The sequence below is a fragment of the Kitasatospora misakiensis genome (assembly GCF_042656005.1).
Classification (GTDB): domain Bacteria; phylum Actinomycetota; class Actinomycetes; order Streptomycetales; family Streptomycetaceae; genus Kitasatospora; species Kitasatospora misakiensis.
The window spans coordinates 21636-34153 of sequence record NZ_JBHSOF010000071.1 but is presented as its reverse complement, the minus strand read 5'-3'; the positions used below and the strand labels follow the sequence as shown (position 1 = coordinate 34153).

Below are 12518 nucleotides of genomic sequence, written 5' to 3'. Positions count from 1 at the left end.
GATGGTACTGCAGGGGGGACCCTGTGGGAGAGTAGGACGCCGCCGAACAATCATTGTGAAGAACCCCCATCCGGGATCCGGATGGGGGTTCTTTGCGTTCACCGGCATTTACCCACGGGGCATTTCCCGCCACGGCAGCTCCCGACGTTTTCCGAGCTCGGGCAGGTACCCGGGCGGGGTGGACCTAGCACCACCTCGAATTCGGGTGGGACGGCCAGTGCCCGGGGCGGTCGGTCCGGGGACACTGGGTGAGGAGGATCGGCGCCGGGGTGCGGCATCGGCATCGGCAGGTATCAGAAGCGGGGGCGGGAGTGGTCGTGGCAGCAGAGAGTCGGATCAGTGGGGGCGGCACCGTGCGTGCCCAGACCGAGGCGGCGCTCACGGCGGGCGGCCGCGGGCTGGCCCGGCTGGCGCTGCTGCTGCTCGGTGCGGTGCCGATCGTGGTGGTGCCGGCCTTCGGCGCGTTCTCCGCCGGCGCGACCGCCAGCTGGATGCTCGACGGCTACTACCCGGCGGTGTTCGTCGCCCTGATCGCCGCCGTGGTCGCGGGCCTGGCGCTGGCCGGGATGTTCGTGCGGCCGTCGGCGCGCCGGACGCGGCGGCAGCTCGGACTCTGGTACGGCACCCGGCTGCCGGTGGAGTACACCCCCCGGCCGGAGCTGGAGGCGGACGCCCGCGGTCACTGGTGGACGGGGTACTCCTACCACCGCTCCCACAACGTCGCCCGGCTCGCGCAGTTGCTGCACTGGGCGGTGAGGGACCCGGCGACCCGGCGCGAGATGCTCTGGCTGGTGGTGAGCCCGCTGCTGGTGGCCGCGCTCGGGCTGGTGGTGTTCGGACTCGTGGGCGGCGGGCTGGTGTACCTGGTCGCGGTGGCGGACGGCTACGAGTCCTACGGGCCGGGGGCCGGGTCGGCGTTGTTCGCGGTCCTGGCGCTCGGGCTGGCAGGCCTGGGTGTGCTGCTGGCGCCGTACGCGGTGCGCGGGTACGCGGAGGTGGCGCGACGGGTGCTGGACCAGGACGGCCGGGCCTCGCACGCCCAGCTGACCCGGCGGGTGGCCGAGCTGACCGAGACCCGTGCCGACGCGGTGGGGAGCCAGGCGGCGGAGCTGCGGCGGATCGAGCGGGACCTGCACGACGGCGCGCAGGCGCGACTGGTCGCGATCGGGATGACGCTGGGCACGATCGAGCACCTCATGGAGACCGATCCGGTGGCGGCCCGCGAGCTGCTCTCCGAGGCGCGGCAGTCCTCGGCACGGGCGCTCCAGGAACTGCGTGACCTGGTCCGCGGCATCCACCCGCCGGTGCTGGCGGAGCGCGGGCTGGGGGACGCGGTCCGCGCGCTGGCGCTCGACTGCGCGCTGCCGACCGAGGTGTGCGTGAGCCTGCCGGACCGGCCGCCGGCGCCGGTCGAGGCCACGGCGTACTTCAGCATCTGCGAGCTGCTGGCCAACGCGGCCAAGCATTCGGGTGCGGAGCAGGTGTGGGTGGACATCATGTACCGGGCCGGCCGGCTGCGGGTCACGGTGACGGACGACGGGGTCGGAGTCGCGGACCCCACCAGGGGGACCGGGCTGCGCGGGATCGAGCGGCGATTGGGTACCTTCGACGGTGTCCTCGCCATCGACAGTACGTCGGGCGGTCCGACCACCATCACCCTGGAGCTGCCGTGCGAGTTGTCCTCGCCGAGGACCTTTACCTCCTTCGAGAAGGTCTGATCCGCCTGCTGGAGGCGCACGGCTTCACGATCGCCGCCGCGGTCGAGACTGGTCCGGACCTGCTGGACGCCCTGCTGACGCACCGTCCGGACGTCGCGGTGGTCGACGTCCGGCTGCCGCCGACGCTGACCGACGAAGGACTGCAGGCGGCGCTCAAGGCCCGCCAGGAGATTCCGGGCCTGCCGGTGCTGGTGCTGTCGCAGCACGTCCAGCAGCTCTACGCGCGGGAGTTGCTGGCGGACGGCACGGGCGGGATCGGGTACCTGCTGAAGGACCGGGTCTTCAACGCCGACCAGTTCATCGACGCCGTCCGCCGGGTGGCGGCCGGGGGCACGGCGATGGACCCGGATGTGATCGCCAAGCTGATGCAGAGCACCGCGCGTCGGGCGGGGCCGCTGCAGCGGCTGTCGCCGCGCGAGCGGGAGGTGCTGGAGCTGATGGCGGAGGGCTGCTCGAACTCGGCGATCGCCGCCCGGCTGACGGTGAGCGACGGCGCGGTCGCCAAGCACATCGCCAATATCTTCACCAAGCTCGAACTCGCCCCGGCGGAGGACGCGAACCGTCGGGTCATGGCCGTGCTGGCCTACCTCAACGGCACGGCGGGGCAGGCGTCCTGACCTGGTGCCCGCTCGGCGGTGCCGTTCCGCGAGGGATCGGCCGGTGGCGGTGACGGTGTGGGCTGCGGAAACGCTGAGACAGGTGTACGAGTAAACTCCGGTGGGCCGAGCCCGGAGGTCGCTCGGCCGTCCGGCGCCCCGACAGGCGGGACCGGCAGCCGGGGGCAGCGTACGGCCGCAGCCGACATCCAGGGGTTGATAGACGTAATGGCACGCCCATCGCTCACCAAGGCCCACCGTGGCCTGCTCGGCCTGGTCGCCGCCGGCGCCTCCATCATCTCCGGAATCGGGTTCGCCGGCTCGTACAACGCGGTCAGGGAGCTGGCCGAGAAGAAGGGCTTCGGCGCCTTCTCCTACGCCTTTCCGATCGGTGTGGACGCGGGCATCGTGGTCCTGCTCGCGCTGGACCTGGTGCTGACCTGGCTGCGCATACCCTTCCCGTTGCTGCGGCAGACGGCCTGGCTGCTGACCGTCGCGACCATCGCCTTCAACGCCGCCGCCTCGTGGGGCGACCCGCTCGGGATGGGCATGCACGCGGTCATCCCGCTGCTGTTCGTCGTCGTGGTCGAGGCCTCCCGGCACGCGGTGGGCCGGATCGCGGCGATCACCGCGGACCGGCACATGGACTCGGTGCGGATGATGCGCTGGCTGCTCTCCCCGGTGCCGACCTTCCGGCTCTGGCGGCGGATGAAGCTCTGGGAGCTGCGCTCCTACGACGAGGTCGTGCGGCTGGAGCAGAACCGGCTGGTCTACCGGGCGCAGCTGCGCTTCCGCTACGGGCGCGGCTGGCGCCGCTCGGCGCCGATCCAGGCGCTGCTGCCGCTCAAGCTGGCCAAGTACGGCGTGCCGCTGGACCCGACGGTGTTCGACCGGATGGACGAGGACGCCCGGGTGGCCCGCGAGGAGAAGGAGGCCCGGGAGGTCGAGGCCGCGGCCCGCGCCGAGGCGGCCCTGGCCGCGCAGGAGGCCCGTGCCCTGCAGGAGAGCCGTGCGGCGGCCGCCCTGGTGCCGGCCGGGCAGGCCGCCCGTGCCGGGAACGGCGGGTCGGCGGATCCGGCCGGGGCGCCGGACCGTGCGCGCGGCGGGGCCGAGGGGTCGGTCAAGCCGGGGCCGCAGCAGCCGCCGGTCCGGGAGGACCGGCAGGCCGGACCGGCCGGGGCGCAGCTTCCGGGTCAGGCGCAGGGCCGGCCGCAGCCGCAGGCCAAGGTGCAGGCTCAGGCGCAGGCCCGCCCGGAGCAGCAGTCGCAGGCCGAGCCCGCCCCCGCCGAGGTGCTCGCCAGGCTCGCCGCTGTGCGGCTGCGTGACGCGCAGGAGCCGGCGGGCGGCGAGCAGCAGGCCCCGGCGGAGCCGCAGGAGGAGCTGAACGTCTGGACCGCGCGGGCCGTGCGGACCACCGGTCACCCGAGCGACGGCGCGCCGGGCGGCCGGGTTCCCGCCCAGGTCTCGCCATGGTTCAAGCCGCCGCGCCCGACCGAGTCCGAGCTCGACGGGGAGCCGGAGCAGGAGGCCGGGTACGCCGGGGAGGCGGACCTTCCGGCGGAGCCCGAGTTCGCGCAGTCGGCCGTCGCGCAGTCGGCCGTTGCACAGTCCTCGGTTGCGCAGGCGCCGTTCGCGGAGGAGCGGTTCGCGGACCAGGGGCACGCCGACCAGGGGCACGCCGAGCCCGAGGCCGTGGAGGAGGCGTCGGAGTTCGCGGAGCGCCCGCAGCGGCCGGCCGGCCCCGCGCCGCGCCCGGGCGCGTACCGGCTGGACCCGGAGCAGGCGTTCGAGGCGCTGGTGAGCTACATCGACACCTTCGAGCACGAGCCGGACCCGCAGCGGCTGGCCGCCTGGCTGACCAAGAAGTACGGGGTGACCGGCAGCCGTCCGGACGGGTCGGTCCACCCGAAGGACGTCGAGGCGCTCTACCCGGAGCTGCGCGACCGCTACGCGACCTCCGGGCGGGACTGACCGGGCCGGGAGGCTCCGCCCCCTCCGCCCCCGGTCCGCCCGGTGTGCCATTGACGCCCGTTCCCGGCCCGTCTACCTTCGCATCAACAAACTGTTGAAGCGCTGGCCTGGCACGGGCCCCGCGCGCATGCTTGCGTGAGGAGTGACGGATGTCGCAGGTCAAGATGGGCGGTACCGGGCCGACGGGCGCGGCGGGATTCTCCGCGGCCGCCCGGTCCGCCGTGGACGCGCTGCTGGCGCCGGTCGACGCCGACCTGGCCCATCGTTACCCGGGCGACGCGGGCACCCGCCAGCCGGTCCACACCGTCTACGTGCCGGCCGACGCCTTCGCCGCCGACACCGTCCGGACCTGGGGCCGGCAGGCCCTGGAGGCCTTCGACCGCCACGCCGGCACCCCGGCCGAGCTGGCCCGCGCGCTCGGCGTGGCGGACGACGCGCTGCTCGCCGAGGTGCACCGCCGGGTCCGGGCCAAGCTGGAGCGTGAGCCGGTCGAGGACCTGCGGATCGACTTCGAGGACGGCTACGGCCCGCGGCCCGACGCCGAGGAGGACGCGGCCGCCGTCCGGACCGCCGAGCTGCTCGCCGCCGCGGTCGCCGACGGCAGCGCGCCGCCGTACGTCGGCATCCGGATCAAGTGCATGGAGGCGGCCGTCCGGGCTCGCGGCATCCGCACCCTGGAGCTCTTCCTCACCACCCTGCTGGCGAACGGCGGCCTGCCCGCCGGGCTGGTGCTCACCCTGCCCAAGGTGACCTACGCCGAGCAGGTCACCGCGCTGGTCCGGCTGCTGGAGGACTTCGAGCGCACCGCCGGGCTGCCGGCCGGCCGGCTCGGTTTCGAGATCCAGATCGAGACCACCCAGGCGATCCTCGGCCCGGACGGGCGGGCCACCGTCGCCCGGATGATCGAGGCGGCTGAGGGGCGGGCCACCGGCCTGCACTACGGCACCTTCGACTACAGCGCCGCGTGCGGGGTCGCCGCCGCCTACCAGAGCATGGACCACCCGGTCGCCGACCACGCCAAGGCGGTGATGCAGGTGGCCGCCGCCGGGACCGGGGTGCGGCTCTCCGACGGTTCCACCAATGTGATCCCGACCGGGACCACCGCCCAGGTGCACGCCGGGTGGAAGCTCCACCACGACCTGGTCCGCCGCTCGCTCGCCCGCGCCTACTACCAGGGCTGGGACATGCACCCGGCGCACCTGCCGAGCCGCTACGTCGCCGTCTACGCCTTCTACCGGGAGGGCCTGGCCACCGCCGCGGCCCGGCTGGCGGCGTACGTGGCCAAGGCCGGCGGGGACGTCATGGACGAGCCGGCGACCGCCCGGGCGCTCAGCGGGTACCTGCTGCGCGGAGTGGACTGCGGCGCGGTCGACCTCGCCGAGGTACGGGCGGCGACCGGCCTGGACCGGGCCCGGCTGGACGCCCTCGCGGGCCGCGGCTGAGCGGACCCCCGCCGGCGGCACCCGGTGCCGATCGGCAACCGGTCGGGCGCCGGGCGACGGTTAGGCTGGCGGGGCGGTCCGCGGGCGAGCTGTCGCCCGGCGCGGGCCGTGCCGCCCGCCCCCTCGTCGCCGCCCGGGAGAAACGCCGCGCCATGTCCGCCACACCGGAGCCGACCCCCCGGCCGTACCTGACCGTCCGGAGCGCGGGCACGCACGAGCTGGAGATCAAGAAGTCCCGGTTCATCTGCCACCTCGCCCGGGTCGCCGACGAGGAGGAGGCCCAGGCGTTCATCGCGGGCATCCGCAAGCAGTACTGGGACGCCCGGCACAACTGCACCGCCTTCGTGGTCGGCGAGGAGCAGCGCCGCGAGCGCTCCAGCGACGACGGCGAGCCCGGTGGCACGGCCGGCGTACCGATGCTGGAGGTGCTGCGCCGCCGCGGGGTGACCGACACGGTGGCGGTGGTGACCCGCTACTTCGGCGGCATCAAGCTCGGCGCGGGCGGTCTGGTGCGGGCCTACGGGAGCGCGGTGTCGGAGGCGCTGGCCGAGGTCGGACTGCTGGAGCGGCGCCCCGTCGCGCTGCTCGCGGTGACGGTGGACCACGCCCGGGCCGGGCGGGTGGAGAACGACCTGCGGGCCGCCGGGTTCACGGTGAGCGATCTGGCGTACGAAGCGACCGGGGTGCGGATCGAGGTCGGGGTGCCGGAGCCGGAGGTCGCGGCGTTCCACACCTGGCTGGCCGAGGCGACCGGCGGGACGGCGGCCGGGGTGGCCGCCGGCCGCACCTACGTCGAGGTGCCGGTCTGAGAGGTGCCGGTCCGAACGGACGCCGCCCCGCGCTGTGCGGACGGGGAGTCCGGCGCGGGCCCCGGCGTGTGGCCGGGGGCCAAGCAGAATCTCGGCCCACGCGACAGTCGACTTGAGCAGATTCACCCGAATGTAGTGATGTGGCCCGGAGTTGGAACTTCCACTCCGGGCCATGGCGTTTCCTGGGCACAGGTCCGGCGAACCGGACCAATAACGCATCGATGGAGGACACGGGACCCCACCACCGCCCCACGGAGGTATGCGCATGACCTCGGAACGTTCCTCGTCGCCGTCCGCCCGTGCCGGTTTTCCCGGCCCCAGAGGCCCCGCGACGCCCTATCGGATGACCGTCACCACCGCCCTCCCGTACGCCGACGCCCTCGCCCTCGCCGACCAGCACCTCGCCGCCTGGCTGAAACAGGAGGGGTGCGAGGAACCACCACCCGACGCGATCGGCCCGTTCCCGCCCGCCTCGGCCGCCCCCTACACCGAGCGCTTCCGGCTCGGCGACCGCGTCCTGCTCGACCGGGACGGGGGTCCGCTGGACGGCGGCCGCTACGACCGCCGCCGGGTGCGCACCCCGGCCCCGCACGGCACCGACCACCTCACCCTCACGGTGGCGGCCGGGCCCACCGGTCCGGCCTGGGTCCGGCTGGAGGCCGGGACGCGCACCACCGACAGCGGCGTGCGGACACCCGCGCGGGTGCCGGTGCCCGAGCTGGTCCGCACCCTGCTGCCGCTGCTGGACGCCGCCGACGGTCCGGCCGCCGTCCTGGCCGCGCCCCGGGTGCTCACCGCGGCCGGGGTCGACGCCCTGGTCGACGAGCTCTGCGATCCGGACCGCCGGCTGCCCGCCGTGGTGGCCAGCGTCCCGGCCGGCCTCGACACCGGGCCGTGGCTCGCGGAGACGGTCGCCCCGCTCTGCGAGCACCTGCCCGGACTCGCCACCCTGTACGTCCTGGACCCGGACGCCCGGACCAGGTTCAACGTCGCACTGGAGTTCCACGCCGTCTACGGCGGCGCGGTCCGCACCTATCTGCCCGAGGTCGACCCGGCCTCGCGGCGGGACGGCCGCCGGCACCCGGTGCTGGCGCGCCACCGGATGGAGGAGGACCTGCGGCGCGCGGCCGTCCTGCTGTCCCGCGAACCGCGCCGGCTCGCCGCCGAACGGCCGCTGCCGGCGGTGCTGGCGGCCGTCCCGGCGCTGCGGGTGCCGGCGTCCGTGCCGGTGCTCGCGGCCCCGGTGGTCGCCCCCGCCGGTGTCCGCGAGGAGCCCGGCCGGGCGGCCGGGCGGACGGCCGGGCCCGAGGAGCACGAGCGGGGCGCGCACCCGGCATGCCACGAGGCTCTGCGGGAGCAGCGCCGTCGCGAGTGGCCGAAGCCGAAGGCGCTCCCGGCGGCCGGCGCGGTCACCGGTCGGACGGTCGGCACCGCTCCCGGGCGCGGACCCGTCGGCCGGCTCTGCGCCGGACCGGGCGGTACGCCCGGGCCGGCGGCTTCCGGACTCCTCGGCCCCGGGCCGGCGGCTCCCGTCCGCCGGGCCGGGCGGCGGCGCACCGGGCCGACCGGTGGCCGCGGCGAGGTCCCGCTCACCTTCACCGAGCTGATGGCCCGGCTCGGCGAGTTCCCGCTGGTCACCTTCACCGGCGACCAGAAGGCCGCGCTCGCCCTCGACGAGCTGCGTTGCGCCGGCGGGGGCTGGGCCCGGCTCACCTGGGACGGACTGACCGCGCTCCAGGAGTACGCCGAGGCGGCGGTCCGCGGCCAGGCGGGCGGCGACTTCAAACAGTGGTGCGAGCGGACCCCGGCCGGCTGCCACCGCTTCCCGCCCCGGAAGGCGGTGCGCGGGGAGTCGCGGACGGTGTTCAGCCACGCCAAGTGGAAACGCGAGCGGATGCTCCCGGTGCCGGAGTGCGTGGACGCGTCCCGACGTGCCTTCATGGGGGCGCACCTGCGGATCGGCGGCGGCCGTACCGCGCCCCGGCTGCACTACCTGGACGACTGCTCGGGCAGTGGCCGGATCTATGTCGGCTACATCGGCCTGCACCTGACCAACACCCGGACCAACTGAGAGGCTTGGCTGACCGGTGCGCCCGTTCGGTGGACAATGTCCGGAAGGGGGCGGACCCCGGGTCCGCCGAGGGGCTGCCGACCGCCCCGGGGCAGGCGCCGGACGAGCATGGGGGAACGACCACCGATGCAGTACTCAGCAGACGGCCAGTCCGACGGTGCTGTCGCGGCCCCCCAACCGGGCTTCCTGGCCTCGGTCTTCCGCGACCTCGGGGTCGACGAGCCGGAGGGCGGTGACCCGTCCGGCCGTCCCCCCGGCACCCCGGACGACGCGCCGGACGGCCCGTCACCCGCCGGTGAGGCAGCCGCCGATCCGCTCGGCACGGGCGGCGACGAGGCCGTCGCCGCCCACGCCCGGGCCGCCGCGCTCACCCACCACCGCACGCTCACCGTCCAGGCCGAGCACGAACGGCTGGCCGACCTGCTGCGGCGGGCCGCCCTGCCCGTCTCCGCGATGGACTTCGAGAGCCAGCTGCGCCACTACGAGCCGCGCCCCTACCCGGACGGCGCGCCGCCGCCGGCGGCGGCCGGTGAGGACCCGGAGCCGCGCTGGGACGACTACGCGCCCGCCGAACCCGCAGTCGCCGACCCCGACGGCACCCCGGCCCGACGGCTCCTCGACTCCGGCTACCAGCGCGAGCTGGCCCAGGCCCGGCTGGCCCACCAGCGGGCCCTGCGGGAGTGGCGCACCCGGCGGTCCGAGGCCGTCAGCCCCGCCGCCGACGAGTCCCGGCGCGCCCACGAGGAGGCCGAGCAGGCCCGGGCGCGCGCGGTGCGCGAGTACAACGACTTCCTGGAGGAGTGCCGCCGGGCCTACCGGCAGGCCGAGCCGGCCGCCGTCGAGTCCCTGCTGGAACGGGCCCTGGCCGCCGCCGAGACCAACACCCGGGACCTTCCGGCGCCCTGCCGCGCCGTCTACCGGCCGCTGACCCGCACCGCCGTGCTCGACCTCGACCTGCCGCCGCTGGACGTGGTGCCCTCGCTGACCGGCTACCGGCTCGGCCAGGACGGCGAGGCCCTCCCGGTGCCGCGCCCGCCGGCCGGCCGCGCCTCCGACTACCTACGGCTGGTCGCCCGGCTGGCCCTGCGCGCGCTCCAGGCCGCCGACGCCGTCGACACCGACGAGATCCTGGCCGGGGTGGTGCTCAACGGCTGGCTGCGCGAGCCCGGCGCCGAGCCGCTCTGCCTGGTGAGCGTGGACGCGGACCGCGACGCGCTGGCCCGCACCAGGCTGCTGCCGCCCGCCGACCCCGACGAACAGCCCGACGGCGAGGGCGTCTACGCGGACGCCGAGCAGGACGAGGCGCTGGTCCGGCTGCGCCGGCTCGACGCCGCCGTCAGCCCCGACCCGTACGCCCGGGCGGGCGTCGAACCGGCCGCGCAGGCCTCGGCCACCGTCCCGGCCGCGCCGGACCTGTCGGCGAACGAGTTCGCCCAGCTGGTCCGCGAACTGCTCACCCGGGGCGGGCTCGGCCAGTGGAGCGTGCGGCTGCGCGGCCCGGCCGGGCTGGTGGCCACCGGCGAGGGGCCGACCGGCAGCGCGCTGCCCGGCCGCTGGGTGGTCTGGGCCTCCCGGGGTGAGGAGCCGGTGGGCGAGGAGGAGATCAGGACGCTGGCGGAGGCGGTCCGGGAGGAGTCGGCCGAACGCGGCCTGCGGCTGACCACCGGCGGCTTCACCGACGGGGCCCTCGACCTCACCGGCGAGGACGGGCACCGGCACATCCACCTGGTCGACGGCGACGGCGTCCGCGAGCTGGCGCGCACCCACCTCGGGCTGCCGCTGGCCGCCGGACGCTGAGGCCGGGCGGGGCGGGGCCGTCCGGCCTCAGCCGCGCCCCGTACTGGCCCCGCGTCCAGGTCCGGCCGCCCGTCCCGGATCGGCCCCGCGCCCCGGGTGGGCCCGGCCGGCCGCCGATCCAGTACGGTGGTCGGCCCGGGGCGGGCGATATCGGCTCACCCCGACGGCCGGTCCGGCGGGCGACGGTGCGCGAGGTGCCCGACGCTGGGGGACACGGCCGGCCGCCACCGGTCGGAGGCCGGCCCGGGGACGGGCGGAACACGGGGGAGACGAGTGAACAGACGGTCCGTCACGGCGGAGCAGCGGTGACCGCGATCCTGGTCGCCGCGGGGGCGTTCCTGATGACGCTGATCGGCGGCTGGGTCGCCCAGCGGACCGGCGACCGCCGGCACCTGGTGCTCGGCTTCGCCGCCGGGCTGATGCTCGGGGTGGTCGCCTTCGACCTCCTCCCGGAGGCGCTGGACCAGGCGCCCGAGGAGGTCCACGGGGTGCCGCAGGCGCTGCTGATGTTCGCGGCCGGATTCCTGACCATCCACATCATCGAGCGGGCGGTCGCCATCCACCGGGGCCACGAGGAGGAGTACGCCGAGCACACCCACGGCCAGCGGCCCGCGCACGGCCACGCCCACGGGCACGCGCACGGCGGTCCGCAGCGCGGCGTCAACGGGCACCAGGGGGTGGGCCTGACGGCGGCCCTGGCACTGGTCGGCCACAGCCTCATGGACGGCTTCGCGATCGGCGCGGCCTTCCAGGCCGGCACCACGGTCGGGACGGTGGTGGCGATCGCCGTCGTCGCGCACGACTTCGCCGACGGCTTCAACACCTACACGATCACCCGGCTCTACGGGAACAACAAGCGGCGCGCGCTGGCCCTGCTGGTGGCGGACGCGCTCGCGCCCGTCACCGGGGCCGCGATCACCCTGCTGTTCACCATCTCCGAGCACCTGCTCGGGCTCTACCTGGGGTTCTTCGCCGGCTTCCTGCTCTACCTGGCGACCTCCGACATCCTCCCCGAGGCGCACAGCCCGCACCCCTCGCGCACCACCCTGCTCTGCACCCTCGGCGGGGTGGGCTTCATGTGGCTGGTGATCGGTTTCGCCGCCTGACCGGCCGCCGGAGGCGACCTCGGCCGGTCAGCCGCTCCGGGCGTCCCACCGGGCCCGCATGGCGTCCAGCGCCTCGGTGATCGCCGGACGGCGCGACGCCTGGGTGCGCCAGAGCGCGAACACCCGCCGCGCAGGCTCCGGCACCACCGGCCGGGCGACCACCCCCGGCGGCAGCGCGCCCCGGCCCAGCCGGGGCACCAGCCCGATGCCCAGCCCGGCCCCGATCAGCGCGATCTGGGTCTCGAACTCGCCGACCTGGTACCGCACGTCCGGCTCCTCGCCGGCCTCGCGCAGGGTCCGGACCAGCCAGTCGTGGCAGATGTTGCCCGGCGGCACGCTCGTCCAGCGCTGCCCGCGCAGCCGGCCCACCGGCACCACGGCGAGCTCCGCCAGTGGGTGGTCGGCCGGCAGCAGCAGGTCCACCGGGTCCGCCCCGAGCTCCAGCCGGGAGAGCCCCTCCTGCACCGGCAGCGGAACCGTCGGCCAGTCCTGGACGAGCGCCAGGTCGACCTCGCCGCGCGCCACCAGCTCGGCCGACGGGTACGGGTCGCTCTCCAGCAGCCGCACGTCCAGCTCCGGGCAGCGCTCGCGCAGCTCGGCGAGCACCCCCGGCATCAGCCCGCGCGCGCCGGTCGCGAACGCGGCCACCAGCAGCCGTCCGACCGCCTGCCCGCGCTGCTCCTCCAGCCGCACCTCGGCCCGCTCCACCAGCCCAAGGACCGCCTGCGCGGTGCCGGCCAGCTCCCGCGCCGCGTCCGTCAGCACCACCCCGCGGCCCTGGCGCTCCAGCAGGACCGTCCTGGTCTCCCGCTCCAGCTTGGCGATCTGCTGGGAGACGGCGGACGGGGTGAAGCCGAGGGCCGCGGCCGCCCCGCCCACCGAGCCGTGGACGGCCACCGCGTGCAGCGCCCGCAGGCGCCCCAGATCCATCATGCAGCAATGCTAAAGCGTGGGCTTCAGAATTCATCGCTGGTGCTACACGGTGTCCGGCGGCCATCCTCGTGCCAT

At 75.7% G+C, this 12518-nt stretch carries 9 protein-coding genes; 8 read left to right on the top strand and 1 reads right to left on the bottom strand.

Annotated features, from left to right (window positions below; genetic code table 11):
• The first annotated feature begins 317 nt into the window (after window positions 1–317).
• From ACFP3U_RS33670 to ACFP3U_RS33635, 8 genes are all read left to right on the top strand, one after another.
• Window positions 318–1718: a sensor histidine kinase gene (locus ACFP3U_RS33670; RefSeq protein WP_380229561.1), complete on the top strand. Its 1401-nt coding sequence runs from the start codon at window positions 318–320 to the stop codon at window positions 1716–1718.
• The gene (locus tag ACFP3U_RS33665) at window positions 1670–2335 is read left to right on the top strand and encodes a response regulator transcription factor (protein WP_380229560.1); all 666 of its coding nucleotides are present in this window, start codon (window positions 1670–1672) and stop codon (window positions 2333–2335) included. The genes ACFP3U_RS33670 and ACFP3U_RS33665 overlap by 49 nt, the downstream gene beginning before the upstream one ends.
• A 207-nt stretch (window positions 2336–2542) precedes the next feature.
• Window positions 2543–4285: a DUF2637 domain-containing protein gene (locus ACFP3U_RS33660; RefSeq protein ID WP_380229559.1), complete on the top strand. Its 1743-nt coding sequence runs from the start codon at window positions 2543–2545 to the stop codon at window positions 4283–4285.
• Between the two features lie 149 nt (window positions 4286–4434).
• Window positions 4435–5727, top strand: coding sequence for a DUF6986 family protein (locus ACFP3U_RS33655; RefSeq protein ID WP_380229558.1), 1293 nt, complete (start codon window positions 4435–4437; stop codon window positions 5725–5727).
• Window positions 5728–5879: 152 nt separating this feature from the next.
• Window positions 5880–6536, top strand: a complete 657-nt coding sequence (locus tag ACFP3U_RS33650) for a YigZ family protein (RefSeq protein WP_380229557.1) — start codon at window positions 5880–5882, stop codon at window positions 6534–6536.
• Between the two features lie 343 nt (window positions 6537–6879).
• Window positions 6880–8607, top strand: coding sequence for a hypothetical protein (locus ACFP3U_RS33645; protein ID WP_380229556.1), 1728 nt, complete (start codon window positions 6880–6882; stop codon window positions 8605–8607).
• A 126-nt stretch (window positions 8608–8733) separates the two neighbouring features.
• Window positions 8734–10404 carry a restriction endonuclease gene (locus ACFP3U_RS33640; protein ID WP_380229555.1) on the top strand — a complete coding sequence of 557 codons (1671 nt, stop codon included), beginning with the start codon at window positions 8734–8736 and terminating at the stop codon, window positions 10402–10404.
• Between the two features lie 305 nt (window positions 10405–10709).
• Window positions 10710–11510 (top strand): ZIP family metal transporter, encoded by an 801-nt coding sequence (locus tag ACFP3U_RS33635; protein WP_380229554.1) that lies wholly within the window; start codon window positions 10710–10712, stop codon window positions 11508–11510.
• 27 nt (window positions 11511–11537) lie between these two features.
• Here ACFP3U_RS33635 and ACFP3U_RS33630 read toward each other — a convergent pair whose 3' ends face one another.
• A complete protein-coding gene (locus ACFP3U_RS33630) occupies window positions 11538–12443 on the bottom strand; it encodes a LysR family transcriptional regulator (protein WP_380229553.1) in 906 nt (301 codons plus the stop codon).
• Window positions 12444–12518: the final 75 nt, after the last annotated feature.

Excerpts from the sequence above, each read along its gene's own strand:
- ACFP3U_RS33660 (WP_380229559.1), top strand. The coding sequence starts at position 2,543 with ATGGCACGCCCATCGCTCACCAAGGCCCACCGTGGCCTGCTCGGCCTG.
- ACFP3U_RS33640 (WP_380229555.1), top strand. The coding sequence starts at position 8,734 with ATGCAGTACTCAGCAGACGGCCAGTCCGACGGTGCTGTCGCGGCCCCC.
- ACFP3U_RS33630 (WP_380229553.1), bottom strand. The coding sequence starts at position 12,443 with ATGATGGATCTGGGGCGCCTGCGGGCGCTGCACGCGGTGGCCGTCCAC.
- ACFP3U_RS33645 (WP_380229556.1), top strand. The coding sequence starts at position 6,880 with ATGACCGTCACCACCGCCCTCCCGTACGCCGACGCCCTCGCCCTCGCC.
- ACFP3U_RS33655 (WP_380229558.1), top strand. The coding sequence starts at position 4,435 with ATGTCGCAGGTCAAGATGGGCGGTACCGGGCCGACGGGCGCGGCGGGA.
- ACFP3U_RS33650 (WP_380229557.1), top strand. The coding sequence starts at position 5,880 with ATGTCCGCCACACCGGAGCCGACCCCCCGGCCGTACCTGACCGTCCGG.